We start from the raw sequence: 25,561 nt of genomic DNA, 5'->3' as shown, positions 1-25,561 counted from the left end.
ATGCAGCTAGTGCCATTTTTTAGGGGATAAAATGAAATATTTGTTGTTGACGTTGCCGCTATTGCTGGCCGCTTGCGAAAAACCAGCGCCCACGGCATCAGCGCCCAGACCGGCTTTAGTGGTGACAGTAGGCGAACAAACCACAGCCGCTCCTATCATATTGATAGGCGAAATTCGCTCCCGCTACGAAAGTGCTCAAGGTTTTCGCATCAACGGCAAAATTATCGAACGCAATGTCGATACAGGCGCAGTGGTGACGAAAGGCCAGCTGTTGGCCAAACTGGATAGTATGGATACCGGTTTATCCACCCAAGCGGCGCAGGCGGAAGTCCGGGCGGCGGAAGCCGATCTGGCCTTGGCCCAAGCCGAGCTGGACAGACAACGCCAATTACACGCCAGCAAATTCATTTCCAACCAGGCTTTGGATATTCAGGAAGCGCAATTCAAGGCGGCGGCGGCCAGGGTAAAGCAAACCCGCGCGCAAGCCGCGGTAACCGGCAATCAGTCGCGCTACACGCAGTTACTGGCGGAGCGGGATGGCGTGGTTACCCGCATTCAGGCCGAACCGGGCCAAGTGGTTGCCGCCGGCGAGCCTATTGTTCGTATTGCCGTGCCGGAAAATAAAGAAGTCGAAATAGCCGTTCCCGAGTCGCGCATGCTGGGCATCGCTGCCGATGTGCCGGCGGAAATCAGATTGTGGGCCAACCCCACTACCGTATATCACGGTAAAGTCCGGGAAGTGGCACCGGCGGCCGATAATCTCACACGTACTTTTCAAGTACGTGTGGTTTTGCTGGATGCCGACGATTCGGTGCGTTTGGGCATGACGGCCGGCGTTCGCTTTTATCATCAGGACACCAAGGATTTTTTATTACCCACCACAGCGCTTACTCAGCGTGACGGTCAATCCGTCGTCTGGGTGGTGAATCCGGCGAACGGTGAAGTTCAGCCTAGAACCGTTCAGGCCGGCGCGTTTCGCGAAGATGGCGTGTTGATTGCCGGCGGTATCCAAAAAGGCGAACAAGTAGTAGTGGCGGGGGTGCAAACTTTGATACCCGGCCAGAAAGTTAGGGCAACGCCGCTGCGGAGCCAACCATGAAATCGGGCTTCAATCTCTCCGAGTGGGCTTTGCGGCACCCGGCATTGGTGTTATATGCCATGTTGATGCTGACCTTGGTGGGGATGCTTTCGTATACCAGGCTGGGCCAGTCTGAAGATCCGCCGTTCACTTTCAAAGTGATGGTTATCCGCACCGGTTGGCCCGGTGCCAGCGCGCAGGAAGTGGAACAACAAGTCACCGATAAACTGGAGAAAAAACTCCAGGAAGTACCCTGGCTGGACAATTTACGCAGCTATTCCAGACCGGGCGAATCCTTAATTTTTCTGTCGGCCAAGGACTCCACACCAGCGGTGCAAGTCCCGGACATTTTTTATCAGGTTCGCAAAAAAATCGGCGATATTGCTTACACCCTGCCGGCAGGCGTTGAAGGGCCGACATTCAACGACGAGTTTGGGGATGTATACGGAAACTTGTATGCCTTGACCGGCGACGGCTACGACTATGCGGAACTGAAGCGTCACGCGGAAACGTTGCGCGCCGAACTGCTCAGAGTGAACGATGTTGCCAAGGTTGACTTTTTCGGCGAGCAGAAACAACGCATTTACGTCGAATTGTCCAATGCCAAATTAGCGACCATCGGCATCGACGTTGCCACCTTGCTCCGCACCTTGCAAGCGCAGAATCTGGTGACGGGCAGCGGTAGTTTCGATTCTGAAAACGAGCATATTCGGATTGCGGTAACCGGTCGTTACGATAGATTGGAAGAACTGCGGGATGTACGTTTTCGCGCCAATAACAACGAATTTCGGTTGGGTGATGTCGCCAAAGTCAGCCGCGGCTTTGAAGATCCCCCCAAGGACCGGGTGCGTTATAAAGGTCATGACGCGCTGTTGATCGGCGTGGCGATGCGTGCTGGCGGCGATATCATCAAGCTGGGCCGCGATTTGGACCAGGCCGTGGTAACTACCCAAGCCCAATTGCCGGTGGGTTTGGAATTGCATACTGTGTCTTCGCAGCCGAAAGCGGTGCAGCGTTCGGTTAACGAGTTTGCCAAATCGCTGACCGAAGCGGTCGTCATAGTGTTGGGCGTTAGCCTGCTGTCGTTGGGGTTACGCACCGGCATCGTGGTCGCGATCACGATTCCGGTGGTGTTGGCAGTCACTTTTTGGCTGATGCATCTGTTTGGCGTTGGCTTGCACAAAATTTCTCTGGGTGCGTTGATTTTGGCTTTGGGCTTGTTGGTGGACGATGCCATTATCGCCGTGGAAATGATGGCGTCTAAGATGGAACAGGGTTGGGATAGAACTCGTGCTGCCGCATTTGCCTATACATCCACCGCGATGCCGATGCTGAGCGGCACATTGGTAACCGCTGCCGGCTTTTTGCCGATTGCCACGGCGGCGTCTTCTACCGGCGAATACACCCGCTCGATTTTTCAAGTGGTGGTTATCGCCTTGTTGGTCTCCTGGTTCGCGGCGGTAGTGTTTGTACCGTATTTGGGACATCGCTTATTGCCTGACTTGAGCAAGGGACAAGAGCAAGCGTCGAGCTGGGCGCGGATTTGGGCCAAGTTGCGGAAACAACCACATGCCGAACAGCCCAAGAACCACGCCCACGAGCTATATCAAACGCCGTTTTATCTGCGCTTCCGAAAACTGGTGGCCGCTTGCGTTATCCACCGTTGGCTGGTGATTGTTTTAACCATAGCCATGTTTATTACCGCGATCTTCGGTTTTAAGTTTGTCCAGCAACAGTTTTTTCCGGATTCCACTCGGCCGGAGTTAATCGTCGATTTGCGTTTGGCTGAGGGTGTGTCGTATGCCGCCACCGAAGCCGATGTGAAAAAACTGGAGGCCTGGCTGGATGAGCAAAGCGGCATCGATAACTACGTGGCTTATGTCGGCAACGGCAGTCCGCGTTTTTATTTACCTTTGGATCAGCAACTACCGCAACGCAGCTTTGCGCAGTTTGTGGTGTTGACCAATGGCCCAGCGGAACGAGAACAACTGCGCGATAAACTCATACATTTGTTTGAACAGGATTTTCCGGATATGCGCGGCAGCGTATTACGTTTGGAGAACGGCCCGCCGGTAGGTTTTCCCGTGCAATTCAGAGTCTCCGGGCCCGATTTATCAACGCTACGCACGATTGCCCGCCAAGTGGCAGATGTGATGCGCGCCAACCCTTACCCGTCCAACGTGCAGTTGGATTGGGAAGAGCCGGTGAAAGTCGTGCGCGTGAATGTTGACCAATCGAAAGCCAGACTGCTGGGGATTAGTTCCAGTGATATTGCCAATATTGTCAATGGTGCGCTACAAGGCTTGTATGTGACCGAATTTCGTGAAGGCATCGAGCGCATCGACTTATTGGTGCGTGGCGCCGAAATCGAACGTAAGCATTTATCGCGTCTGCAAAATTTGATGATACCGATCCCCGGCGGACGCAGTGTGCCCCTGTCGCAAGTCGCGGAACTGGAATACGGTTTTGAGGAAGGTTTGATTTGGCGGCGTAATCGCATTCCTACCGTCACGGTGCGCGCGAATTTGTATGGCAATATGCAGGCGCCGATGGTGTCGGCTCAGATAGAAGAACAACTGGTCGACATAAAGCGGCAATTACCGCCCGGTTACCGCCTGGAGACCGGCGGCGCGGTGGAAGAATCGGCCAAGGGCGGCGATTCGGTGGCTGCCGGTATGCCTTTGTTCTTTCTGACGGTCTTGACTGTGCTGATGATCCAGTTGCAAAGCTTTTCGCGGATGGCCTTGGTGTTATTAACAGCGCCGCTGGGACTAATCGGCGTGACCTTGTTTTTGTTGATTTTTCAACAACCGTTCGGTTTTGTGGCGATGTTGGGTACCATCGCACTTTCCGGCATGATCATGCGCAACTCGGTAATTCTGGTCGATCAAATCGATCAGGATAAGCAGGCCGGGCGTTCGGATTTTGATGCGATTGTCGATTCGACGGTGCGCCGGTTTCGCCCCATCGTATTAACGGCGGCGGCGGCAATATTGGCCATGATTCCCCTCACCCACAGCGCCTTTTTCGGCCCAATGGCAGTGGCGATTATGGGAGGTTTGACCGTCGCGACTGCGTTGACGCTGCTGTTTTTGCCGGCTTTATATGCAGCTTGGTTCAGAATCACTGTTTAATTTTTAAGGTTTAGAAACCGGTGTTTTCGCGTGGGTGAAATTCAGGTTTCGAATGCCCCGGTATGAACTGGAGAAAAGCATTACGGGAACGACCGATTAATGGCTGGTCAATGAGTTGATCTTTCCAGTTGCCTTTTACATCTGCACTGGCATATCGGCAAAACTCAGTTTTGAAAATATCGATCATTTCAGTAAAGCAGCGACCATTTTATTTTGGTGATAAGCAACGTTGTAAACCGATTATTCAAACGCGGTGATTACCTCGCTTTCCAAATTGCCGGCTTCCATCCAGGCGCTTACAGCCGGGCAAGCCAGCACTGAGTCCACATAGGCCTGCGCCTCTTTATTGGTTGCCAGTTGATAGCTGTGAAATCGCAAGGCGACGGGGGCGAACATCGCATCGACTATCGTAAAACGCCCAAATAACCACGGACCGTCGTGGCGGTGCAGTTGTCGGTAGTGTTGCCAAATTTCACCGATACGTTCGATGTCGGGATGTACTGCTTCCGGCAAGGGTTTGGCTGAGGGTTTGCGCTTGCAATTCATCCCGCAATAGGTACGCAGCGCCGTAAATCCGGAATGCATTTCGGCAGCTAAGGAGCGGGCCGCAGCGCGTTCGGCAAAATCTTCCGGCCAGCCTTGGGTTTGCGGAAAGCGTTCCACCAGATATTCCAATATTGCCAGTGAATCCCAAACCTTAAGTTCGCCATCCAACAAAACCGGTACCTTACCGGTCGGCGAGTATTGCAGCAGTTTGTCTTTTGAATCCTCTCTATACAGCGGGATGCGGATTTCCGTGAAATCGATGTCGTGATATTTCAAAAACAACCAAGGCCGTAACGACCAAGATGAGTAATTTTTGTTACCGATGACTAAGGACAGACTCATAAACGAAAACTCCTTTGCAGATTATGGATCGAGAATTTATTTAATCGGATATCTCCGTCCCGGAGAATGAGGGAACCCAGGGAAATGAAAAGTCCTTCCACTCTCGAAGGTTTGACAGCGAAGAACGCCTTTAGGTGTCAGCGCATCATTCCCGCCGTTTTATAATAATTAACCGCATAGGGCAATGCCATTTTGCAACGGACGTTTAGTTGGGTTCAACGGCTGTGTTATTGAACGGGTGGAATCAGCGGCCAATTTTGGTTTAACAACAATCCTCACCGATGTCTTCAAACCAAATCTTTGGTGATTGAGCAATAAAACGGCTCATCAACTCGATGCAGACGGGGTCGTTCAATTCCACAATCTTGACGCCGGCTTCTCTTAGCCAGTCCAGATGCCCGGAAAAGTTGCGTGATTCGCCGACAACCACCGTGCCGATATTGAATTGCCGAATCAATCCCGAGCAATACCAGCACGGTGCCAAGGTGGTGACCAAAATTTTGTCGCGGTAGCTGGTCTGCCGGCCGGCATTGCGGAAGGCATCGGTTTCGCCGTGCACAGACGGATCGTTATCTTGCACGCGGCGGTTGCGGCCCCGGCCCAGCAAGCTGCCATCAGCATCGAACAAGGCCGCGCCGACCGGCACGCCGCCTTCGTCAAAACCGGCTTTTGCTTCGGCAAACGCCACGGCGAGCATCTCGTGATAGTTCATCGCAAATCCTAAAATCAATTGGGTATGTTTGAAAATCCGTTCTACAAAGGCTGGGTAGATGGGTATGGGGTTAAGTCGAGTTTTAGGTCTCCAAAAACCTCTTTTAAAAAGGGGCTGGGGAGATTTTCCAAACCTAAGCGCCTCGATCCGTTATTGCCAATAAGCGAACACAATGCCAACAAACACCGCCAGACCGAACCAGTTGTTATTCAAAAAAGCCTTGAAACACTTGGGTTTATCGAAATGAAAAATCAATTTTTGCTGGTAAACCGCCAGACCGGCTGCCACGGTTAAACCGGCGTAATATGGCCAACTCAATTGCTTCATCAGGCCGACTGTCATCAACAACACTAGGATGACGATTTGCAGTCCGCCGGTTATTTCCCGCACCCGCTTACCGAACAAAATGGCCGTGGATTTCACGCCGATTTTCAAATCATCGTCGATGTCCACCATCGCATACATCGTGTCGTAGACCAGCGCCCACAGCAGCACCGCTAGATACAGAATCCAGCCTACCAAGGGGATTTCGTTGGTTTGCGCGGCAAACGCCATCGGCACAGCAAACCCAAACGCCGCGCCCAGATAAGCCTGCGGCAAATGGGTAAAGCGCTTCATGAACGGATAACTGGCCGCCAGAAACGCGCCGATGAAGGACAAACCGATGGTGTACCCATTCAGCAGCAACACCAAACCAAAGGCAGTAAGACACAGCACCGCAAATACAATCAACGCTTCCTTAGGGCTGACTTTGCCCGCCGCGATAGGCCTTAGCTTGCAGCGATCAACATGCGGATCGAAATCCTTGTCGGCGTAATCGTTAATCACGCAACCCGCCGCCCGCATCAGCACCACGCCCGCAATGAACACGGTCAGCACCAAACTGTCCGGTCTACCGTCACCGGCAATCCACAAGGCCCATAATGTCGGCCACAGCAAAATGAAAATGCCGATGGGTTTATCGAAGCGGGCTAGAAGCCAGTATTGGTGGAGGCGGTCCGAGAGTTTATTCATTGGTTAGGCTTTTAGAATTTGGAAGAGCTTTATTGGAGCTGGCATATTATTTGGTTACGGGCTGGTCGCCTAATTAACAAGGCTTTCCAATTCAGATAACCAGTCATTAAACCCCGAGCACATTTGCCTCATTTTCGCCAGGCCTATCTGCCTCGAAATATTTGGCCCATGAGTAGTCTTTCTATAATCCGCAGCCTTTTCTAAGCGCTTTGATGGTGCTGTTTCTTTAGAGTCGTTCACTTTTTCGGGATTGTTATCAAATTGCGCTAGCACATCGTTTGCCCATGCTGTAAGCGAATTATTTTGAAGTATCGATGATATAGCTTCAGGAGAGGAAAACAGTAATCCTTCAAATTCATACATTTGAATATAGGGTAAAATTTTCGATCTCAATTCCTCTTTGACTGATTGCCTAATTTTGGATTCCAGACTGGTTTTAGTTTCGCCGTCAGATTTATTTTTAAATCCATAGAAATCATAAAAAGTGCTGACATAGTCAAAGCTATAGTAAATTTTTGCTAGTTCATACTTTATTCGGTCAATACTTACATTTCCATTAATCGGAATCGGCGTAACAAATATGCCTTTCTGGGATAAGTAGGGTTCTAGTAGTATCTTAATAAAACGTTCTTCGGTAGTGCCTTCTACCGAAATTCCCACCCTTACCATTCCGGACGACCTCCAATTAGATTTTTGGTCCAAATATCTCCCATTCGATAATCTTCAAGCCAAAGTTCAAGAGCTTGTTTATCTGGTCTTTTAAATGTAGATACACCCTTTTCTTGATCAACAACAATAAAGTCTTCAGGCTCAAACTGGTTGGCAAAAGCAACCGATTGCGTTGAACATATAATTTGGTTTGTCTTAGATGTGGTTTTGATTATTTCAGATAACACGTTCAATGCAGCGGGATGTAAGCCAAGCTCAGGCTCATCGAGAATAATCGTACTAGGTCTATATCGTTCGGGCTGAAGAAACAACACAGCCATGCATATAAATCGCGCGGTACCATCCGAAAGCTGGTTCGCTGAAAAGGGCTCTTCATAATCGCGATGAATCCATCTTAATAGCAGTGATTTATCTCCGTTCTCGCCGTTTGGCTCAAGGTAAAAATCGTGAAAAAAAGGTGCTACTGTTTGGATGGCTGAAATTATCTCTTGGTAACTAGTATGATGAAGATTCCTGAGATAGAGAAGGAATGGTGCTAAATTGCTGGCATCGGAGTTGAAAAATACATTTGAACTTAGCTTTTGTGCCAGTTTAAAGCCAGCAGTGGGGCTAGTATCATGAAAATGATAGACTCTACATTTTTGTAAATATTCTCTAGTATATTTTCTCACGTATTCGCTATCAGACTCTGATCCAGGTAGTAGTCCACTTTCTCCCAGCTTACCTCTTATTGACCAGTTGGATTTTGAAGTGTTAACCTTGCAATACTCTATATCGAATACCAAAGCATCGTTGCTGTCGCTGTGAACAAATTCAGTATGATAACTGTTATTTCCTATTTCAATATCTATGGTAATTCGTGGAGTAGCTTTAGAGCCAAAATGGAAGAATGTATTTGCAAAGCCTTGCTTTTCAACATAAGACTGCAGTTTTCCTTCGGATAAATTTCTCAGAAACGTAAACAGGGAAATGAAATTTGTTTTGCCTGCACCATTTGCGCCAATAAGTATGTTTATTGGGTTCATCTTTAAATTAAGGCTCTTTATAGATTTGAAGCCTTTAAGTGTTATTTGATGAAGATGAGTGTTATTTTGTTCTGGCATAAATTGCCTTATAAATTTTGCATTAGAAGTTATACGGATTTATCTCTAATCGTCTGAATAATCGAAGTCGTCGAATGCCCCTCAATAAACGACAAGATCTTCACCTCGCCGCCATTCGCCAATACACTTTCGTGACCGGCGATGCTGGTGATGTCGGTATAGTCGCCGCCTTTGACCAGGATGTCGGGCAGTAATTGGTCGATGACTTCTTTCGGGGTGTCTTGCTCAAATTCCACGACCCAATCCACGCATTCCAGTGCGGCCAGCATTTCCATGCGGTGATCCAGTTTGTTGACCGGGCGCTCCGGGCCTTTTAAGCGTTGCACGGAGGCATCGCTGTTGACTAACACGACTAATCGATCACCCAGGGTTTTGGCCTGTTGCAGATAGCGGACATGGCCGGGATGGAGGATGTCGAAGCAGCCGTTGGTGGCGACGATTTTTTCGCCGTTTTGTTTGGCGTCGGCGCGTTCTGCAAGCAGGTCGGACAAACTGCAAACGCCTTTGTGATGGGCGCGCGGGCCTTGCAAGGCGGCATGCAATTCGTCGGTATTGACGGTGGCGGTACCCATTTTGCCGACGACGATGCCGGCGCCGATGTTGGCGAGTTGCGTGGCTTCGGCCAGCGGTTTTTTCGCGGCCAGGCTGGCTGCCAGCACGGAAATCACCGTGTCGCCGGCGCCAGTGACATCGAATACCTCGCGGGCATGGGTTGGCAGGTGCAAGGGTTCTTCGTCCTTGCTGAGCAGGGTCATGCCGTTTTCGCCGCGGGTGACCAATAGCGCTTGTAATTCCAGTTCGGCCAGCAAATTTACGCCGCGCTCGACGATTTGCTGTTGGTCGGCGCAGCGGCCCACCACCGCTTCAAACTCGCTGAGGTTGGGTGTAATCAGCGTGGCTTGCCGGTAAATCGAAAAATCGCTGCCTTTCGGATCGACCAACACCGGTTTGTTCAGCTGCTTTGCCAATTTAATAAATTGTTGTACCTGGTTTAGAGTACCTTTGCCGTAATCAGACAGCACGATGACCTGCGATTGCATCATCTCTGCATGGTATAGATGCAATAACGCGTCGCTATCGACATGATTAAAACCGTCTTCAAAATCCAGGCGGATCAATTGCTGATGGCGGCTCATTACCCGCAATTTGGTGATGGTCGGATAACCCGGCACCGCTTGAAACAGGCATAAAACCTTGGCCTGTTGCAGCAAAGCTTTCAACGCCGTCGCCGCTTCGTCTTCGCCGGTAAAACCCAGCAGCGATACTTTTGCACCCAGTGCGGCGATATTCAAAGCCACGTTACCGGCGCCGCCCGCCCGTTGTTCGTCTTGTTTGACGTGTACCACCGGCACCGGCGCTTCCGGGGAAATCCGTGAAGTGGCGCCGTGCCAGTAACGATCCAGCATCAGGTCGCCGACCACCAGCACGCGGGCGGTTGAATAGTTGGGTAATTGCATGGCTTTGGGAGCTTATCCGTGATTCGAAGGGTGCTATTATAGCCGCAACCCGTCATGATTAAGGTGCAAACCATGAGCGTCAAAATCTACCATAACCCGCGTTGCGGCAAATCCCGCGACACCTTGAAACTATTGGAAGCGCAAGGCGTTAAGCCGGAAGTTGTGGAATATCTTAAATCACCGCCTACCGCCGCTGAACTGCAGGACATTCTGACCAAGTTAAATATCAAGCCGCGCGACTTGATGCGTACCAAAGAGCCGGAATATAAAGAAAACGGTTTGGACGACAAGTCCTTGAGTGATGCGGATTTGATCGAAGCGATGATCAGAATTCCCAAATTGATCGAACGGCCCATCGTGTTGAAAGACGGTAAAGCCGCCATCGGCCGGCCGCCGGAAAGCGTGTTGGCGATACTTTGATGGCGAAAATCTTGATTCTTTATTACAGCCGCGACGGCAGCACCACGCGGATGGCGCAACAGATCGGTCGGGGCGTGGAATCGGTGGCCGGCGCGGAAGCGATTTTGCGCACGGTACCGGAAGTCTCGGCGGTATGCGAGAAAATCGCCGATAGCATTCCCGATGCCGGCGCACCCTATGCGACCCTGCAGGATCTGGAAACCTGCGACGGCTTGGCACTGGGCAGCCCCACCCATTTCGGCAATATGGCGGCTTCGTTAAAGCATTTTCTGGATGGCACGACCGCGTTATGGTTTTCCGGAGCCTTGTCCGGCAAACCGGCCGGCGTGTTTACGTCCACCGGCAGCATGCACGGCGGTCAGGAAACCACGCTGTTATCAATGATGCTGCCCTTGATGCATCACGGCATGTTGCTGATGAGTCTGCCGTGCAACGAGATTGCTCTACGCGAAACGGTCAGCGGCGGCACGCCCTACGGGCCCAGCCATGTCGCCGATACTGATGCCGAACTCACCGAGCATGAAAAACGCCTGTGCTGGGTGCTGGGGGAACGTCTGGCGAAAACCGCATTGGCGTTGCGAGCCAAATAAGGCCTTACGGTTACAATATTCCCAAGGCCTTGAGACAGGCCTTGCCCAACTCTACCCGCTTGGGTGCGTCGGCGGCTTGAGTGATGTCGATGTTCAATGCAAAGCTGTACAGACGATTTCCGCGCATGACCCAGCCCACCCACCAGCCGATACCGGGATTGGGCGCGTTTAACCAGCCGGTTTTGCCGTATAAACTTCGTGCGCCCTGCTGCTCCAGCATCAGGATTTCCCGCACTTTGGCCTGAACATCGCCTGCCAGCGGCAATTGATCCCGCGCCAAGCGGGCCAAAAATGCCGTCTGTTCCACCGCGCTGATTTGCAGCGGACCATCCAGCCAAAACCGATCAACCGTATCTCCTATATCGGCGTTACCGTAGCCCAGGTGGGCAACTCCCTCGCGCATCCGCTCATGGCCGATGCGCCGCGCCAGTGCTTGATAAATCGGCACGTTGGATAGTTTGATCGCCTCGCGTAAGCCCATATCCCGTTCCCAGTCTTTGATCATTTGTGGTTGGCCGCCGTATGGCAACGGCTCGTCTACGCTACTGACCGCGCCTACCGACAAGCCGATCAAACTATTGGCAATCTTGAAGGTCGAGGCCGGGATGAAGCGGGTTTCCGCGCGAGTTTGGTCGTGGCCGATTAGCCTATCCGCATCGACATCGTAGGCTACGAAAGTGCCATGCACGCCGGCTTCGCTGAACAGTGTGGCGAGCGCAGGACTATCCACCCATTCGATGGCGTTAACCCGGCCGGCAAGTAGTAACAGTAGAGTGGCGAATAGCGGTTTCATCAGGATTGTGCGTAGGCTAGTTTTAAGGTGTCTATGTCTATTTTGGTCATTTTCAGCATGGCCTGCATCACCCGTCCGGCTTTTACCGGGTCGGGATCGCTGATCAATTCAAGCAGCACATTCGGCACGATCTGCCAGGTTACGCCGAATTTGTCTTCCAGCCAGGCGCATTGATTCTGCTTGCCGCCCGCGGATAGTTTTTCCCAATAGTGGTCCACTTCTGCTTGAGTTTCGCAGTGTACGACAAACGAAATTGCTGGGGAAAACGGTTGCATCGGGTACGTCGGGCCGCCGTTGAGCGCGGTAAATACTTGTCCGTCCAGCTCGAAATTGGCAGTCATCACGCTGCCCTTCGGTCCTGGCCCGGCGTCGCCGTAGCGAGTAACGCTCAAGACTTTCGAATGTTTAAAAATGGATACGTAAAAATTCATCGCCTCTTCGGCTTGGTCGTCGAACCATAAAAATGGGGTGATTTTGGGCATGGTGTTTACTCGGTTAGTGTTAAAAAGTAATGACCGGTTTTCCCGTCTTAAAAGCCGGCTACCAGCTCGGCCAGTTGGTCGGTGGCCTTGCCCCAGCCTTCATGAAAGCCCATTTCCTCGTGGGCTTTCCGGTCTGCCGCGGTCCAATGCAACACGCGCGCGGTGTAGCGGGTTTTTCCGGCTTCAGGTGTAAACGTGATGATGCCGGTCATGAAGGGTTTGGCGGAGGGTTCCCAGGCGCTGGTATAGGCGTCGGTAAACACCAAACGCTCGTTTGGCACGACTTCAAGATAGATTCCTTGGTTTGGAAACTCCTCGCCGTCCGGGCCACGCATCACGATGATGCTGGTGCCGCCGGCTCTGACATCGAGTTCGGCTTCAGCCACGGTCCAGGGCTTCGGACAAAACCACTGCTTGAGCAGTGCCGGTTCGGTCCAGGCTTTATAGAGTTTCTCGGGTGGCGCATCGATCAGGCGCGTCAGCATTAATTCACGCGATTCAGCTGTTTGTTCTGTTGGCTTCATGGCTTGTCCTCTGAAATTGAAATAGATGATGACTTTTCGGCGATGGTCTTTAGCTCGGCTAAACCTTCCTCGAATTTGCCGCCTATCATTTTGTCCATGCTGAACACCAGGCTCATCACTTTCGATAGGAAGGGGCTGGGGCCGTATATGGCCTGAGTGACATGAGTAACAACGCCTTCGGTTTGTAGCGTAAATTCCACGGTGTTTTCGGCTGGAAATGGCTTAATGAAAGTCAGCCGCAGCATCAGCTTTACCGGTGGATTGGTTTCCAGAATCTCCATGCGCCCCTGGCCGATTTCCTGGTTGCCTTCCCATTCATAGACCGCACCCGGCCCGCTGGCAGCACCGCTATATGTCCGCTTCATGCCCGGATCGACTTTCTCCCAAGCCGACCAGGTTTGCATATTGTGCAAATCGCTGATCAGCGGAAAAATCTTATCCGGGGCCGCTTTGATGGTGATCGCGCGTTGTACGCGGAAGGTATCGGGTTTGCTTGCCGCATAGATCAGTAGCGCGACGACTATGACGACGAGAACGATAAGGATGGTTTTGATCATGGTCTGCTCCTAAAGCATGGTAAGTTCAATCGCCGGGCAAACCCGGAATCTCGATCAGCGGCCGCACTTCGACGGTACCTTTGCGTGCCATCGGAATCTGTTCGGCGATAGCGAGAGCCGCGTCCAGATCCGGGACGTCGACCAGATAGTAGCCGCCCAGTTGTTCGCGGGTTTCCGCGAACGGGCCATCGGTGATGAAGCGTTTGCCGTCGCGCACCCGCACGCTGGTCGCCATGGCTGTGGGGTGTAACGGGCTGGCGGCCAGATATTGGCCGTTGGCTTTGAGCTTGTGCGCGAGTTGGGTGGATTCGGCATAACAAGCTTGCCGGTCGGCTTCGTCCAGGCTGTGTTCTTCGAGATAAATCAGTAGCATATATTTCATCGCTTTCTCCGTTAGTGCTGGGATACCGCATCCGGTGCCATGTAGACCAGTTCCCAGATATGGCCATCCAAATCCTGAAAACCGTGCGCATACATAAAGCCGTGGTCTTGCGGCTGGTTATAAGTGCTGCCGCCGGCTGCAACCGCCTTACTTACCATGTCGTACACCGCCTCGCGACTTTGGCAGGATAAGCAGATCAGTACTTCCGTGCTTTTCGTGGCGTCGCAAATGCTGTTGGGCGTAAACGTGCGGAACTTGTCTTCCGTCAACAGCATGACGAAGATGTTCTCGCTGACGATCATGCAGGTCGCGGTCTCATCGGTAAATTGCGGGTTGAAGTTGTAGCCCAGCGCGGTAAAAAGCGCCACGGATTGATCGAGGTTTTTTACCGGCAGATTGACGAATATTTGCGTGTTCATATTGCTCTCTTTGAAGGTGCGAGGATGCCGAAATCGGCCGATTTAAGGTTTACCGGCTGTTGTCTGAGCGGCGAAGAAAGCTTCCATTCTGCCCTGAAATTCGCTCGGATCGACATCTTCGATATGCGTGGCAATCAGCCATTTATGGCCGAACGGGTCGGTCAGCGCGCCCATTCGGTCGCCCCAGAACTGGTTGGTGGGCGGCATGATTTCTGTTGCGCCGGCTTGTATGGCAGCCGCGAATACCGCGTCGGTATCCGTGACGTAGAGATGCAATTTTACCGGCGTATCGCCTAGCGCCTGTGGCGATATGTCGCCGCAATTGGGACTTTCGTCGGCCAGCATGAAATGCGAATCGCCGATTTTGAATTCGGCGTGGGCAATCGCGCCGCCGGGTGCGTGCAGACGCAACAGCTCGGTGGCGGCAAAGGCTTTTGCGTAAAATTCCAGTGCCGCCGCCGCGCCGCGTACTACAAGGTAAGGGGTTAAGGTGTGGTGACCGTCGGGGATCGGTTTGATGTTGTTCATGACTGTGCTCCTGGTTTTAGGTTTGTTGTGGAAAAAAGACTGCTTACGCCTGTTGTCGAACCGCGAATGCCGAAATCGACAAGCCGCAGAAATTTTTTCCACTAGTTGGCAAACTTGCCGGCTAACGCAAATTGTCCGGTTCCAAAAAACCCAACGCTTGCAGCGTTTGCCGGTCTTCGGCTATCGGCCGCACTTCCACACAGCCTAGCTTGGCGCCGGGAATCCGCGCGGCCACCTGGATAGCCTCGTTTAAATCGCTAGCCTCGATCAGATAATAGCCGCCGAGTTGTTCCTTGGTTTCCGCGAACGGGCCGTCGGTGATGCTGACTTTACCGCCGCGCACCCGCAGCGTGATGGCCGCATTGGCCGGCAGCAGCCGATTGCAGCTCAGGTAATGGCCGCTGTTGCGGATAGCTTGGGTAAATTCGGCGTATTCGTCAAAGTGTTTGGCTGCCGCGTCATTCGACATTCCCTCCATCACGGTTTCGGCGCAAATCAGGCATAGGTATTTCATGGTCAACTCCTGGGTTAAAAATAATGTTCGCACTGAGTAGTCGTTCGGCGCCGGGCATATTCGACAACTGGAACGTTTTTATCGTTGAAACGAGCTACCGAAAGTGGTGTCGATGCATGGCGACAATTTCCAGTGCTTGCCCTGAGCCGAAGCCGGCTGTCGCTTACCATTGAAAGATCGACCTCAATTTTTCGCAACCTAACCGGAGATGAACTATGACGCTTTGCCCTGGCGGCTCCAAACTGGATTATGCCGAATGCTGCGGCCCGATTATCGACGGTGCGCCGGCGCCCACCACCGAAGCTTTGATGCGTTCGCGTTACACGGCTTTCGTACAACGCAAGCTGGACCATGTCGAACGCACCCATGCGCCGGAAATCAAAGAGGATTTTAATCGGGCTGAAGCCGAGCGGATGGCTGAGGAATGCGAGTGGCGCAGCCTGGAAATCCGCAACGCCACGGAAATGGCGAATGGCTATATGTCACCAGCGGGGCGCCACGATAAAACTAGCCAACCGGAAAGAATTGGCGGCGCCGGTATTTGCCGACAAGAAAATCCTGTCTCGCGAGGATTTTGATGCAGAAAGGCAGGCCTTGGAGGAACAGATCCCGCAGATTCGCCGCTATGTGGACTATATGTTGAAGTACACGCCACAGCTGGTCGATAGTCTGGTCAAAGTGTCGCTTAAACCCAAAGGCGGACAAGTGGTGACCAGCCTTTCGTCGTTTCTGACCGCGTTCGCCACCCTAATGCCCAACAGATTGCCGAACAGCAACTAGCGGTTTTGAAAGGTTATGTAGAAAAAATCGCATCGGAACCGGGCCTGGCGGAATTTCATCGCCATCACATTTCCGAGGTCAAAGAAATGCAGTATTTATCTCAGCTAGCCGGATAACTATTCTACGATTGCCGGTTGTCACAACTCAGTGCATTTTGCTTTAGTGTTCCAAAACAAACCGCGCATCCAATTCCCGCAGAAACTGAAACGTATCCAGGCAAGGCACACCGAATTGCAGGCAAATGTTGGGAACTTTGACTTTCTTAGTGTTCGGCGCCAGAAAGGCTTCGTGGGTGACCACCGTTGCCCCAAGGGTTTTAGCTTTGGCGATGAGCCAGGGATCGGCTTTTGCTAAGAAGTTGTCGCGGTTGCCGGGGTTATAGTCGCCGGCTGCGACACTTTGAACAATTTCGGAAAACACCGACTGGGTTTCGGTGTCGTCGTTGTTGATGAAGTGTTCTGAGCGCGCCTTGGCCCATGCGGCTAGTTCGTCGTGACCGTCTTTAAGTTCCTTGCCTATCATCTGAACACTGGCGACCAAACCCGCTTGAAATTGCCGATCCAGCCAATCCCAATAAGCAGGACAGATGTCCATGCCGTAATAGAAATTCTTGGCTTGTATGTAGGTATTGGCATCGAGAAGATATTTCAAACGCCCAACTCCTTGGCAAAGGTGGCGATTTTGTCGGGTTTGATACCACCCAATAACTGGCTGGCTTCACGGAGTAAAAGTTGGCCGCTGAGAGCCTCACTGACGACCGCGCGGGAAAAACGCTGGCTAATCTGGGCTTTTTTGGTACGGTAATAACCGGGGCCGCCGTTATCGTCGCGATCCTTATAAGTCGCTTGCTGGGTGTTGATATAACGCTGGTATTCGTCCTGAGTTATGTAGTTTAAAGCCAGTGCGCGGCGCGCCAAGGTCCACGTACTGACGTGGAAATGCGATTCCAAAGTCGGCAAATTGGACTGCCAGTTGTCCAGATCATGCCTCCATATGGTCTGAAATTCAGTGGCCGGGACTAAAAACTCGGCGGCTACCGCATTACAAAGAATCTCTTCTGCCCGATGGGTTTGCGTGCTAGCGTCGGAAATGCCAGACTGGCCGATCCAGATATGGCAGAGTTCGTGGATCAGGGTGAACAGCCGTGCACCCAAGGCATCTGCATGGTTGACGAAAATGATCGGCGCGTAATTGTCAGCAATTGCAAAACCTCGAAACTCTTCGACGCGCAATGGTCGCGTGTAGTGGCCCACATCGCTTTGGCGCATCACCAACACCCCTACAGACTCGATACGGTTGACCAGATCGCGGTAATAGTCTTCCCAGCTGCCGCGTTGCGGGTGATTGCCGACGCCGAGCGCGGTGCGAATGTCGCGCACGATGGCGGTTACCCCATCTTTGACGACAAAGCGGCCAACGATAGGATTTGGACCGACAAGATGCTGTTGCAAATAGTCTTTGTACCATTCCTGGCGCTGTTGCATCAGCTTGATCAGATCAAGCAATTCCGCGCTGAGTCTACGGTTGGTTTGGCCTTCGATCGTTCTTAAATCGGGAATAGGCAATTCGTCGGTTGGAGGCTGGGCAAGAAACAAATAGCCGAATGGGATATGTGCCTTTTCGGCGTAGGTCATAGCCTGCTTAAAGGTCAAAGAGCGGTGGCCGGACTCCCATTCGCAGAGCTTGTCTAGGCTGACACCGCACTTCCGGGCAAATTCAGACACGGCGATGCCGGAGCGTTCGCGCGCCCAGGTCAGCATGGTCGTGTTGATGTTGGCGGTGGTCATAAGTCTATTTTTTCTTCCAACTAATCGATTATTAATGCATTTATACCAACTTGTCGATACCGAATGCTGCGATTCGTTTTGTATTGATGCCGCTGTGCCAACGCGGCGAGATTGGCAGGCCTCATTATAGGCAATACTTTGAACCTAAACGCATGAATTACAAATAGTAATTATTTCTTCATAATGAGATTGTCTGAGCTCTACTTGTTTGATCCACGGGCAATTAGCAAGTAGCCTCGATGGAATCGAGGTTTCGAAGCCCAGCTTCTTTTAATTGTCTATGTGGGTTTGATGGCCGGCAGGCCGACGCCCTCGATTCCGCTAACGCTGCATCGAGGCTACAATGGCCCGACTTCAATCGACGCAATTTCATGGCGGATGGCACCTTTTTAAGTAAGGGGGCTTTGGCCGAACTTGCTCTATCAGAATGGCGCGGCGCGAAACTTTTCATTTGTTGTGTCAAAAAGCGCGTCTGGTGCGCGACGCAAATGATTAAATATCACTTTAAAATCAATCGCCAATTTTTTACTGATATCGTCACTCCAAGCGGATTTCGCGCAGTCTGCGCGCCAAAAAGCGCCGTTCCGGCTCCTGCCGCGTCAAAGCCAGGGCTTGTTCGTAAGCTGCGACCGCTTCGTCGGTTCTGCCCAGACGCCGGAACAAATCTGCTCGTGCCGCATGCGCGAGGTGATAATCGGTAAGGTCGCCGTTTTGTAAAATGGCATCGATCAACTCCAGTCCAGCTAAAGGTCCATCGCGCATCGCTACCGCGACGGCCCGGTTTAATTCGATTACCGGCGAGGCTTCGATGCGCAATAAGACTTCATAGAGTGCGACGATTTGCGGCCAGTCTGTGGCGGCGGCGTGGCTGGCGTTGGCGTGCAGCCCAGCGATGGCGGCTTGCAACGCATAAGGGCCGAAGCGCCGCGACCCTAAGGCCCGCTGTACCAGTGCAGAGCCCTCGACGATGCGTTCCTTATCCCACAAGCTGCGGTCTTGGTCATCCAACAAAATGAGTTCACCGTCGGCTGTGGTTCTGGCGGCGCGGCGGGATTCGTGCAGCAGCATCAACGCCAATAAGCCTTGCGCTTCCGGCTCCGGCAGTAACTCGACCAGCAAATGTCCCAAGCGTATCGCTTCTTCCGACAAATCATGCCGGGTTAGCGCGTCGCCGGACGACGCGGAGTAGCCTTCGTTGAACACCAGATAAATTACCCGTAACACCGAATCGAGGCGTTGTGGGAGTTCTGAAGGCGACGGTACCTGATAGGGAATGAGGGCATCACGGATCTTGGTTTTGGCGCGGACGATGCGTTGGGCCAGCGTCGGTGTCGGCGTCAGGAAGGCGCGGGCGATTTCCTCGGTGGCCAGGCCGCAAACTTCGCGTAGCGTCAATGCGACTTGGGCATCCGGGGATAGCGCTGGATGGCAACAGGTAAAGATCAGCCGCAGGCGGTCGTCTTCCAGGCCTTCGTCATCCGTGTCGCCGGGTTCGCTGGCTGGATCCGCCAAGGTATCGGCATCCTCCAGCACATCGAAGCGGGCTTGCCGGCGCAGGCCGTCGATAGCCTTGAAGCGGCCGGCCGACACCAGCCAACTGCGCGGATTGGCCGGTAAGCCGTCACGCGGCCATTGTTCGAGCGCAACGCGAAAGGCATCGTGCAGCGCTTCCTCGGCCACATCGAAATCGCCGAGCAGCCGAATCAAGGTGGCCAGTACCTGGCGGGATTCGCTTTGGTAGATGGCGTCGATTTTTTCGCGCACGGCTGCTCAGCTCTGTGCACTCAAGCTACGCATCACTTCATGCCAGCCGGCTTCGGCTTCGGCGCCGACTTGCGCGAATACCGTTTGCAGCTGTTGCATTTGCGTGCCGGTCAGTTGCGCTTCCAATTCCGCGCCGTCCGGCGTTAAGCTGAGTTCGCGTACCCGTTTGTCATGCGCGGCCGTGTCTATCATGACCAGCTGCATGTCCATTAACTGCCGCAATGGCGCGTTCAGAGCTTGTTTACTGACGCTTAGCATGCCCAGCAGCGCGTTCACGGAAATCCGCGGGTTGCGGCCGACGAAATACAAGATCCGGTGATGCACCCGCCCAAGCCCGCGCTCGGCCAGGATGCGGTCCGGCTGTACGGTAAAGGCGCGATAGCCGAAGTAAAATTGTTCGATAGCCAGACGTAACGCGGCTTCGCGCCTGTCCGGCTTCGGCGTTTCATCAAGCAGGGGATTATCGATAGCGGCTATTTGGTCAACCATGTTGACATTATAGGCAGGCAGCCGTTAGCATGGCTATAGGTCAACTTTATTGACATTTATCAATGCCCACCATGAACTCATTATCGCCGCAGCACCCTATCCGCTTTTCCGCTCGTACCCAAGACCTGCATCCGTCACCAATCCGCGAAATTCTGGCCGTCGTCGACAGACCCGGCATGATTTCCTTTGCCGGCGGATTACCGTCGTTGGACAGCTTCCCGCAATTCACGCTAGAGGCCATGCCGCAGCACATGTTGCAATACGGCGCCAGCGAAGGCGAAGCGGAGTTGCGCGAGCGTATCGCCGCCGACATGCAAAGCCTGGGCGTTAAATGTTCGGCCGAACAGGTGTTGATCCTGTCCGGTTCGCAGCAAGGTATCGATCTGGTCGCCAAACTGTTCATCGATCCCGGCACGCCGGTGGCCGTGGAAGCGCCTACTTATCTGGCGGCTTTGCAGGTGTTCCGCTTTTTCGGCGCCCGCTTCGTGGCTTACGATGCTGGGGCGCCCGATCTGGATACCTGGCAGCGGGAAAAGCCAGCGTTTGCCTATGCGATCCCCACGTTCCAGAATCCCAGCGGCCGCTGCCTGGATGCCGGGGAGCGCAGTGCCCTGGCCGCCGCTTGCGATGCCGGCAATATTCCCCTATTCGAAGACGATCCCTACCGTGATCTGGTGTACGACGATTGCGAACGCACGCCGGTATGTGCCAGGTTGCAACAAGCGCCATGGATTTATCAAGGCTCGTTTTCCAAAAGCCTGGCGCCGGGCTTGCGCTTGGGTTACCTGGTCGCGTCGCCGGAACTGATGCCTTTTTTGACCCGCTTGAAGCAGGCGGCCGATTTGCACAGCAATCGCCTTAGCCAATGGCTGGTACTACAACAACTGAACAATCCCGACCGCAGCCGGCAATTGGCGGATTTGGCCGGCCATTACCGCCAGCGCCGCGATGCATTCGACGCTGCGCTGCGCCGGCATTTTGTGGATTTGGCAGTTTGGCAAACCCCGCCCGGTGGTTTGTTTTTTTGGCTGACGCTGAATCGCCGCATCGATACCCGTCAGCTGTTGCCTAAGGCTATCGAAGCCGGCGTGGCTTTTATGCCCGGCGAACCCTTCCTACCGATGGCGGTGGACGCTTGCGGCCAGCTACGGTTGAATTTCAGCCACTCCAGTAGCGAGGATGCCGAATCAGGCTTGCGGATTTTGGCAGATTTGGTGCGGGAGTCGATTTAAGCTAGGGTTGCAGCCGCGCCAGATTATGCAAACCCACTGTGGGCGCGGCACCGAAAGTCTTGCGAAATTCATGGCTGAAATGGGCGGAATCGGAAAACCCGGTAGCGTGCGCGGCAGTCGTGAAGTTGTGGCCCTTGATGACTTCTTTTATCGCTTGCCGCATCCGGTTCCAGCTGCGATAACGGCGAAACGGCACGCCGATCTGCTGGCTGAACAGATGTTGTAGCCGGGATGCGGATAGTCCTACATTCGCTGCCAGCGTAATCACCGACGTCAGGTCGTCGCCTTGCGCGAATAAAAATTCGACGATTTGGCTGATGCGTGGGTCTAGTCTGTCGGCTTGAGACCGGCGTTTCGAAAAATCCAGCAAATCGGCCAGGGGCTGCGCGGTCCAATTCGGGCTGTAGCGATCTTCGTAGAGATCGCGCATGAAGGCGATTTCGCCGCCGTTACCGACCAAGGCACCGTTCACTGAGCGGGTATCGCGGATTAAAGGTAACAGCGCCTCGACGCCGGCGATGGTCGGTTCGATGTAAAACACCGCAAGCGGGTCGCCGCCCACATCCAGCTCGTGCCACACGCCGGCCGGAATTACCGCCGTGCGGCAAGACAGCCAATCGCTACCCGCCACTTTCAAACGAAACTTCCCATACAGACCGGCCAGAAACACCGGAGCGCCGTGTTGGTGGTTGGCGTTGTAATACAGCGGACCGCAAAAAAACGTGCGGCCGCCGCTGATGTCCCAGAGCGCATCGAAAGGGACCGCCGAGGCAGTAGCACGTTCATACAAGCGTGGTGTATTGGTCATTGTTTAAGCTCCCCGTTGCGTTCGGCCAACCGGCATTTTTGCCGGGCAGTCTAGTCAAAGCGTTTGAGCTTGGCAACGGGGTCGGCGCGTTTGCCCTTTGCGGCGTTCGATAACTGGGGCCAAGCGCCTCTTGAAAATGAGGATACACATGAGCAATCAAAAATTTCCACCCGAACCGTTGGCAAACGTGTTTTTGCTGGTGTTTGCGATATTCTGTCTGGCGATAGCGTTGAGTATCGCCTGGGTATTGGGCTTTACGCTGTTTTATCCCGACGGCGCGTTGGCCAGCCACCTGGTCGAACGGGCCGACATTATTCGCGCCCACATCGATTACCTGATGATGGCGCAATTTCTGTTCATTTTCTTTTTGCTGTTTCGGCAATATGCGGTCACGCCGCCGGTCTGGGTGGTGAGTGCCTGCTGCTTCGGGGCGTTTTTCAACCCGCTATCGTTTTTACTAAGGGGATTGTCGGCCAAGCCGGTGGCCTCCGCTTTACCGGTCGAACCGCACTTCCCGATTCAGGCTGGCATCAGTTTTACGCTGACCACGGTCGGTTTTCTAACGGCGGCGATTCTAGTGGCCCGAGCGGCCTGGAAGTCGAGATCGGAACAGGATTAACCCAAATCGTTTGTAGGCGCTTGGGCCGCTAGGCAAACAGACTGACAGAGGTTGAGCGTTGGAATGTTCTTTGATTAGTTTGGGTCTTGGGGTATCTTTGCAAGAAATACGGAACCAAAATGTTTATTTCCGCGAACTCGATAGTCTGGGGCTTGAATAAAAGTGGCTCATAAGCCTTGGACATTTGTCGTATTTTCCGGCCAGGGCTGGTTCTTTGTTTAATAAAGCGCAGTTTTATCAATTATTTAAACTCAGGAATAAGGAGTTATACGACAGATGGCTGGGATTATAAGGCAAAAAATGTCGTATATATTATGTTGAGCAACAAACAAATGAACATGACGCACATCAATCTTGTTGCCGTACTTTTGCTTGCCACCGTTACGGTCTTATTCGCTAAAGAGCCAGAGACGCTCAGTGCTGTTGGGGGACAGAAAATCGTTAAGGAATTCTATGATTCCGGAGCGATCAAGAGCATAAATCGCTATGGACCGGACGGTGCTCTGATTGGCATCCTTCATCACAACGAGCAAGCGGTTGCTACTTACGCTGAGATGTACGACGGCCAGTTGCTTGCCGGAAAGATTTACTACTATCCGAACGGGCAACCTCGCATTGAGGAGCGTTACGATGTACAGGGTATGAAGCGCATCGAGCGCCGCTTTGATGAGCATGGGCAGTTGATAAGTGAAACGCAGTGATGCCCACATTTCGCTCAAGCCAACCCGCTTCCGCTTCGCTAATCGGAGCTACGCGGGCTTATCTCCGGCCACACCGAATAATCAAGTTGATGAGTTAGTCGTGCAAAAACTTAAATCGTCGGGCCGTTTATAAGTGTCGCTTTTGATTTTTACCAAAAATGGATACATTGTCCGCCATGAACAATATCTCGATTACCGATATTCTGGAACTTCCGTTGCAGGAACGCATTCAGCTCGTTGAGCTTATTTGGGACAGCGTCGCCGCAGTACCTGAAGCTGTGGAAGTATCGCCGGCGCTTAAAGCCGAACTGGAACGGCGCATGATTGAGTTTGAGCGGAATCCGGAGTCCGGCTATTCCTGGGATCAAGTAAAATCGTGCCTTAAAGATGGCTCATGGCGTACCGCCTGAAATTTTCCGCACGCGCTTTACGTGAAACGGGCGAAGCCCAAGAATGGTACGAGTCGCAAAGCTCCGGTCTCGGAGATGAATTTATTGCCGCTTTAGAGCTGCAGCTAAAAAGGCTGGAACAAGCACCGTTGCTCTATGCCGAGGTAATTCCAAACGTTCGGCGCATTACTCCCGCGTTTTCCATTCGGCGTGTTTTATGTAGTGCGCGGCGATTTAGTACATGTGTTGGCTGTAGTGCATGATGCTAGAAATCCGAATAGCTGGCCTAAAAACCGCTAAGCAAACCCCCTTAGACAAAAAAGGCCTTAGGCCCGCTTAGCGATAGCGTAATCGGACGCATGTTTGACGTCGTTCCTCCGATTACGCTGCGCTAATCGGAGCTTGTATTATCCAAGCGTGCTTTTCAAAGGATAGTAATTCGTGAAAACACACCTGAGGGGCACCTCAGGTTTGGGTCGCTGGATGCCGTATCGGAGCTTGGATTTCGAAATCCCCGGCGTAGATCTTTGCAGCAGCGACCCACTCTCGATCAACGATCGGACAGTCTCTTCGGCCCGGTTTCCGGCAGCCTGCATTCACAAGGTAGATCATTTGAGGTTTTCATGTCCCATTTTTATCTCGGTATCGATGTTGCTAAAGCCAAGTTGGATTGCGCATTGCGTCTGCACAGCGGCAAGTTTCGCGCCAAAGTCATTCCCAATTCTCTCGACGGCTTCGCGACGTTGTTGACGTGGTTGGCCGCTCAAAAGGCCCAATCGCCTCATGTCTGCATGGAAGCGACCGGCATTTATTGGGAAGACGTTGCTCAGCATCTGGCAACCGCTGGTTTCACCGTGAGCGTCGTCAATCCAGCACAAATTAAGGCCTATGGCGCTTCACGGCTCACCCGCAGCAAAACCGATACGGTCGATGCTAAACTCATCGCCGATTTCTGCGCCGAGCGCCAACCGCCTGCTTGGCAGCCCCGTAGCGAGGCGGAAGTCACACTGCGCGCACTAGTATTACGGCTGGACGCCTTACAAACCATGCGCACCCAGGAAAACAACCGCTTGCTAGTGGCGCGCGAGGCCGTGCGTGAGGACATTCAACAGCATCTGAATTGGCTGGATACTGCGATCCAACAATTGATCGACGCCATCAACGATCACATTGATCGCCATCCCGATCTCAAGCAACAGCGCGAACTGCTCGATAGCATTCCCGGCATTGGCGAGCGCACCAGCGCCATCATCCTCGCGTTCTACGCCGATACCTCGCGCTTTGCCAATAGTCGGCAGGCCGCCGCTTTTGCCGGACTCGATCCCCGGCAATACGAATCGGGCAGCAGCCTCAAGGGCAAGCCCAGGCTCTCCAAAATAGGCCATGCCTTCCTGCGCAAAGCGCTCTATATGCCGGCCATGGTGACGCTTTATAAAACAGCCTGGGGTAAACAATTCCGTGGACGATTAGCCGGTGCTGGTAAACCCAATAAGCTGATTATCGGTGCCATGATGCGTAAATTGATTCATGTGGCATTCGGTGTCTTGAAATCCGCAAAACCCTTCGACTCGGCTATTCATCTGGCTTGACTTGGATAACAGTATCTACGCGGTCTGTTTTGCCCAAATAAAAACCCGGCCCAAACAAAACTCCTTTTCCAAGAATAAAACCCAAAACCCCTTTGACAAAGTCCATAAATAGACTTATTTTAACGTAAAGTTTAGATAA

The 25,561-nt window shown here is 52.9% G+C and carries 30 protein-coding genes; 11 read left to right on the top strand and 19 right to left on the bottom strand.

The annotated features are described in order from the left end of the window. The first annotated feature begins 31 nt into the window (after positions 1-31). Both JL719_RS23850 and JL719_RS23845 read left to right on the top strand, forming a co-directional pair. The gene (locus JL719_RS23850; protein ID WP_033157640.1) at positions 32-1,099 is read left to right on the top strand and encodes an efflux RND transporter periplasmic adaptor subunit; all 1,068 of its coding nucleotides are present in this window, start codon (positions 32-34) and stop codon (positions 1,097-1,099) included. Further along, complete coding sequence (locus JL719_RS23845) at positions 1,096-4,212, top strand: efflux RND transporter permease subunit (RefSeq protein WP_033157641.1); 3,117 nt, start codon at positions 1,096-1,098, stop codon at positions 4,210-4,212. The genes JL719_RS23850 and JL719_RS23845 overlap by 4 nt, the downstream gene beginning before the upstream one ends. 240 nt (positions 4,213-4,452) lie before the next feature. On the opposite strand, the gene JL719_RS23840 is transcribed toward JL719_RS23845, so the two are convergent. The 6 genes from JL719_RS23840 to hldE form a co-directional block, all read right to left on the bottom strand. Then, positions 4,453-5,100 (bottom strand): glutathione S-transferase family protein, encoded by a 648-nt coding sequence (locus JL719_RS23840; protein ID WP_033157642.1) that lies wholly within the window; start codon positions 5,098-5,100, stop codon positions 4,453-4,455. Between the two features lie 262 nt (positions 5,101-5,362). Next, positions 5,363-5,812, bottom strand: a complete 450-nt coding sequence (locus tag JL719_RS23835; RefSeq protein WP_033157643.1) for a nucleoside deaminase — start codon at positions 5,810-5,812, stop codon at positions 5,363-5,365. Between the two features lie 150 nt (positions 5,813-5,962). Then, positions 5,963-6,826: a 4-hydroxybenzoate octaprenyltransferase gene (gene ubiA / locus JL719_RS23830; protein ID WP_033157644.1), complete on the bottom strand. Its 864-nt coding sequence runs from the start codon at positions 6,824-6,826 to the stop codon at positions 5,963-5,965. Between the two features lie 69 nt (positions 6,827-6,895). Then, positions 6,896-7,486 (bottom strand): DUF4276 family protein, encoded by a 591-nt coding sequence (locus JL719_RS23825; protein WP_201799007.1) that lies wholly within the window; start codon positions 7,484-7,486, stop codon positions 6,896-6,898. A 2-nt stretch (positions 7,487-7,488) separates the two neighbouring features. After that, on the bottom strand, positions 7,489-8,598 hold the full coding sequence (locus JL719_RS23820; protein WP_033157646.1) for an AAA family ATPase: 1,110 nt from the start codon (positions 8,596-8,598) through the stop codon (positions 7,489-7,491). 29 nt (positions 8,599-8,627) lie between these two features. Beyond that, a complete protein-coding gene (hldE, locus tag JL719_RS23815; RefSeq protein WP_033157647.1) occupies positions 8,628-10,055 on the bottom strand; it encodes a bifunctional D-glycero-beta-D-manno-heptose-7-phosphate kinase/D-glycero-beta-D-manno-heptose 1-phosphate adenylyltransferase HldE in 1,428 nt (475 codons plus the stop codon). A 72-nt stretch (positions 10,056-10,127) separates the two neighbouring features. On the opposite strand from hldE, the gene arsC reads away from it, so the two are divergent. After that, on the top strand, positions 10,128-10,475 hold the full coding sequence (arsC, locus tag JL719_RS23810; protein ID WP_033157679.1) for an arsenate reductase (glutaredoxin): 348 nt from the start codon (positions 10,128-10,130) through the stop codon (positions 10,473-10,475). Then, the gene (gene wrbA / locus JL719_RS23805) at positions 10,475-11,065 is read left to right on the top strand and encodes an NAD(P)H:quinone oxidoreductase (RefSeq protein ID WP_033157648.1); all 591 of its coding nucleotides are present in this window, start codon (positions 10,475-10,477) and stop codon (positions 11,063-11,065) included. The genes arsC and wrbA overlap by 1 nt, the downstream gene beginning before the upstream one ends. Positions 11,066-11,075: 10 nt before the next feature. Here wrbA and blaOXA read toward each other — a convergent pair whose 3' ends face one another. From blaOXA to JL719_RS23765, 8 genes are all read right to left on the bottom strand, one after another. Beyond that, entirely contained in the window at positions 11,076-11,858 is a 783-nt protein-coding gene (gene blaOXA, locus JL719_RS23800; RefSeq protein WP_033157649.1) for a class D beta-lactamase, read from the bottom strand. Then, complete coding sequence (locus tag JL719_RS23795) at positions 11,858-12,340, bottom strand: VOC family protein (protein WP_033157650.1); 483 nt, start codon at positions 12,338-12,340, stop codon at positions 11,858-11,860. Before JL719_RS23795 ends, blaOXA begins: the two co-directional genes overlap by 1 nt. Positions 12,341-12,387: 47 nt before the next feature. Then, positions 12,388-12,864 carry an SRPBCC family protein gene (locus tag JL719_RS23790; protein WP_033157651.1) on the bottom strand — a complete coding sequence of 159 codons (477 nt, stop codon included), beginning with the start codon at positions 12,862-12,864 and terminating at the stop codon, positions 12,388-12,390. Next, positions 12,861-13,421, bottom strand: coding sequence for an SRPBCC family protein (locus JL719_RS23785; protein ID WP_033157652.1), 561 nt, complete (start codon positions 13,419-13,421; stop codon positions 12,861-12,863). Before JL719_RS23785 ends, JL719_RS23790 begins: the two co-directional genes overlap by 4 nt. A 25-nt stretch (positions 13,422-13,446) precedes the next feature. Further along, the gene (locus JL719_RS23780; RefSeq protein ID WP_033157653.1) at positions 13,447-13,803 is read right to left on the bottom strand and encodes a YciI family protein; all 357 of its coding nucleotides are present in this window, start codon (positions 13,801-13,803) and stop codon (positions 13,447-13,449) included. An 11-nt stretch (positions 13,804-13,814) separates the two neighbouring features. After that, positions 13,815-14,222: a VOC family protein gene (locus JL719_RS23775; protein WP_033157654.1), complete on the bottom strand. Its 408-nt coding sequence runs from the start codon at positions 14,220-14,222 to the stop codon at positions 13,815-13,817. 42 nt (positions 14,223-14,264) lie between these two features. Further along, on the bottom strand, positions 14,265-14,750 hold the full coding sequence (locus JL719_RS23770) for a VOC family protein (RefSeq protein WP_033157655.1): 486 nt from the start codon (positions 14,748-14,750) through the stop codon (positions 14,265-14,267). Positions 14,751-14,871: 121 nt separating this feature from the next. Beyond that, positions 14,872-15,264, bottom strand: a complete 393-nt coding sequence (locus JL719_RS23765) for a YciI family protein (RefSeq protein ID WP_033157656.1) — start codon at positions 15,262-15,264, stop codon at positions 14,872-14,874. Between the two features lie 215 nt (positions 15,265-15,479). On the opposite strand from JL719_RS23765, the gene JL719_RS23760 reads away from it, so the two are divergent. Together JL719_RS23760 and JL719_RS23755 are read left to right on the top strand one after the other, a co-directional pair. After that, positions 15,480-15,842, top strand: coding sequence for a YchJ family protein (locus JL719_RS23760; protein ID WP_225892937.1), 363 nt, complete (start codon positions 15,480-15,482; stop codon positions 15,840-15,842). Between the two features lie 16 nt (positions 15,843-15,858). Next, the gene (locus tag JL719_RS23755) at positions 15,859-16,044 is read left to right on the top strand and encodes a hypothetical protein (protein WP_051670133.1); all 186 of its coding nucleotides are present in this window, start codon (positions 15,859-15,861) and stop codon (positions 16,042-16,044) included. A gap of 159 nt (positions 16,045-16,203) precedes the next feature. Here the strand turns inward: JL719_RS23755 and JL719_RS23750 are convergent, their stop codons facing one another. From JL719_RS23750 to JL719_RS23735, 4 genes are all read right to left on the bottom strand, one after another. Beyond that, positions 16,204-16,695, bottom strand: a complete 492-nt coding sequence (locus tag JL719_RS23750; protein ID WP_033157657.1) for a DUF4411 family protein — start codon at positions 16,693-16,695, stop codon at positions 16,204-16,206. Then, a complete protein-coding gene (locus tag JL719_RS23745) occupies positions 16,692-17,831 on the bottom strand; it encodes a helix-turn-helix domain-containing protein (RefSeq protein WP_033157658.1) in 1,140 nt (379 codons plus the stop codon). Before JL719_RS23745 ends, JL719_RS23750 begins: the two co-directional genes overlap by 4 nt. Before the next feature lie 537 nt (positions 17,832-18,368). Further along, positions 18,369-19,595, bottom strand: a complete 1,227-nt coding sequence (locus tag JL719_RS23740) for an RNA polymerase sigma factor (protein ID WP_033157659.1) — start codon at positions 19,593-19,595, stop codon at positions 18,369-18,371. Positions 19,596-19,601: 6 nt separating this feature from the next. Beyond that, positions 19,602-20,084 (bottom strand): MarR family winged helix-turn-helix transcriptional regulator, encoded by a 483-nt coding sequence (locus JL719_RS23735; RefSeq protein WP_084153347.1) that lies wholly within the window; start codon positions 20,082-20,084, stop codon positions 19,602-19,604. Between the two features lie 71 nt (positions 20,085-20,155). On the opposite strand from JL719_RS23735, the gene JL719_RS23730 reads away from it, so the two are divergent. Then, positions 20,156-21,316, top strand: a complete 1,161-nt coding sequence (locus tag JL719_RS23730) for an aminotransferase-like domain-containing protein (RefSeq protein WP_033157660.1) — start codon at positions 20,156-20,158, stop codon at positions 21,314-21,316. A 1-nt stretch (position 21,317) separates the two neighbouring features. Here the strand turns inward: JL719_RS23730 and JL719_RS23725 are convergent, their stop codons facing one another. Continuing rightward, on the bottom strand, positions 21,318-22,124 hold the full coding sequence (locus tag JL719_RS23725) for a helix-turn-helix domain-containing protein (protein ID WP_033157661.1): 807 nt from the start codon (positions 22,122-22,124) through the stop codon (positions 21,318-21,320). Between the two features lie 148 nt (positions 22,125-22,272). Between JL719_RS23725 and JL719_RS23720 the strand changes: the two genes are divergently transcribed. The 4 genes from JL719_RS23720 (at position 22,273) to JL719_RS23705 (ending at position 25,422) form a co-directional block, all read left to right on the top strand. Further along, complete coding sequence (locus JL719_RS23720; protein WP_033157662.1) at positions 22,273-22,743, top strand: hypothetical protein; 471 nt, start codon at positions 22,273-22,275, stop codon at positions 22,741-22,743. A 332-nt stretch (positions 22,744-23,075) separates the two neighbouring features. After that, on the top strand, positions 23,076-23,444 hold the full coding sequence (locus tag JL719_RS23715; RefSeq protein ID WP_129871455.1) for a toxin-antitoxin system YwqK family antitoxin: 369 nt from the start codon (positions 23,076-23,078) through the stop codon (positions 23,442-23,444). Between the two features lie 158 nt (positions 23,445-23,602). Beyond that, entirely contained in the window at positions 23,603-23,854 is a 252-nt protein-coding gene (locus JL719_RS23710; RefSeq protein WP_201799006.1) for an addiction module protein, read from the top strand. A 602-nt stretch (positions 23,855-24,456) separates the two neighbouring features. Then, entirely contained in the window at positions 24,457-25,422 is a 966-nt protein-coding gene (locus tag JL719_RS23705) for an IS110 family RNA-guided transposase (protein WP_033156983.1), read from the top strand. Positions 25,423-25,561 lie beyond the last annotated feature (139 nt).

It is taken from the genome of Methylomonas sp. LW13, assembly GCF_016865255.1.
GTDB lineage: Bacteria > Pseudomonadota > Gammaproteobacteria > Methylococcales > Methylomonadaceae > Methylomonas.
Note: the sequence above shows the minus strand (reverse complement) of the source record. Positions and strands in the feature narration are given on the sequence as shown.

Excerpts from the sequence above, each read along its gene's own strand:
- JL719_RS23850 (WP_033157640.1), top strand. The coding sequence starts at position 32 with ATGAAATATTTGTTGTTGACGTTGCCGCTATTGCTGGCCGCTTGCGAA.
- JL719_RS23845 (WP_033157641.1), top strand. The coding sequence starts at position 1,096 with ATGAAATCGGGCTTCAATCTCTCCGAGTGGGCTTTGCGGCACCCGGCA.
- JL719_RS23840 (WP_033157642.1), bottom strand. The coding sequence starts at position 5,100 with ATGAGTCTGTCCTTAGTCATCGGTAACAAAAATTACTCATCTTGGTCG.
- JL719_RS23835 (WP_033157643.1), bottom strand. The coding sequence starts at position 5,812 with ATGAACTATCACGAGATGCTCGCCGTGGCGTTTGCCGAAGCAAAAGCC.
- ubiA (WP_033157644.1), bottom strand. The coding sequence starts at position 6,826 with ATGAATAAACTCTCGGACCGCCTCCACCAATACTGGCTTCTAGCCCGC.
- JL719_RS23820 (WP_033157646.1), bottom strand. The coding sequence starts at position 8,598 with ATGCCAGAACAAAATAACACTCATCTTCATCAAATAACACTTAAAGGC.
- hldE (WP_033157647.1), bottom strand. The coding sequence starts at position 10,055 with ATGCAATTACCCAACTATTCAACCGCCCGCGTGCTGGTGGTCGGCGAC.
- arsC (WP_033157679.1), top strand. The coding sequence starts at position 10,128 with ATGAGCGTCAAAATCTACCATAACCCGCGTTGCGGCAAATCCCGCGAC.
- wrbA (WP_033157648.1), top strand. The coding sequence starts at position 10,475 with ATGGCGAAAATCTTGATTCTTTATTACAGCCGCGACGGCAGCACCACG.
- blaOXA (WP_033157649.1), bottom strand. The coding sequence starts at position 11,858 with ATGAAACCGCTATTCGCCACTCTACTGTTACTACTTGCCGGCCGGGTT.
- JL719_RS23795 (WP_033157650.1), bottom strand. The coding sequence starts at position 12,340 with ATGCCCAAAATCACCCCATTTTTATGGTTCGACGACCAAGCCGAAGAG.
- JL719_RS23790 (WP_033157651.1), bottom strand. The coding sequence starts at position 12,864 with ATGAAGCCAACAGAACAAACAGCTGAATCGCGTGAATTAATGCTGACG.
- JL719_RS23785 (WP_033157652.1), bottom strand. The coding sequence starts at position 13,421 with ATGATCAAAACCATCCTTATCGTTCTCGTCGTCATAGTCGTCGCGCTA.
- JL719_RS23780 (WP_033157653.1), bottom strand. The coding sequence starts at position 13,803 with ATGAAATATATGCTACTGATTTATCTCGAAGAACACAGCCTGGACGAA.
- JL719_RS23775 (WP_033157654.1), bottom strand. The coding sequence starts at position 14,222 with ATGAACACGCAAATATTCGTCAATCTGCCGGTAAAAAACCTCGATCAA.
- JL719_RS23770 (WP_033157655.1), bottom strand. The coding sequence starts at position 14,750 with ATGAACAACATCAAACCGATCCCCGACGGTCACCACACCTTAACCCCT.
- JL719_RS23765 (WP_033157656.1), bottom strand. The coding sequence starts at position 15,264 with ATGAAATACCTATGCCTGATTTGCGCCGAAACCGTGATGGAGGGAATG.
- JL719_RS23760 (WP_225892937.1), top strand. The coding sequence starts at position 15,480 with ATGACGCTTTGCCCTGGCGGCTCCAAACTGGATTATGCCGAATGCTGC.
- JL719_RS23745 (WP_033157658.1), bottom strand. The coding sequence starts at position 17,831 with ATGACCACCGCCAACATCAACACGACCATGCTGACCTGGGCGCGCGAA.
- JL719_RS23735 (WP_084153347.1), bottom strand. The coding sequence starts at position 20,084 with ATGGTTGACCAAATAGCCGCTATCGATAATCCCCTGCTTGATGAAACG.
- JL719_RS23730 (WP_033157660.1), top strand. The coding sequence starts at position 20,156 with ATGAACTCATTATCGCCGCAGCACCCTATCCGCTTTTCCGCTCGTACC.
- JL719_RS23725 (WP_033157661.1), bottom strand. The coding sequence starts at position 22,124 with ATGACCAATACACCACGCTTGTATGAACGTGCTACTGCCTCGGCGGTC.
- JL719_RS23720 (WP_033157662.1), top strand. The coding sequence starts at position 22,273 with ATGAGCAATCAAAAATTTCCACCCGAACCGTTGGCAAACGTGTTTTTG.
- JL719_RS23715 (WP_129871455.1), top strand. The coding sequence starts at position 23,076 with ATGAACATGACGCACATCAATCTTGTTGCCGTACTTTTGCTTGCCACC.
- JL719_RS23710 (WP_201799006.1), top strand. The coding sequence starts at position 23,603 with ATGGATACATTGTCCGCCATGAACAATATCTCGATTACCGATATTCTG.
- JL719_RS23705 (WP_033156983.1), top strand. The coding sequence starts at position 24,457 with ATGTCCCATTTTTATCTCGGTATCGATGTTGCTAAAGCCAAGTTGGAT.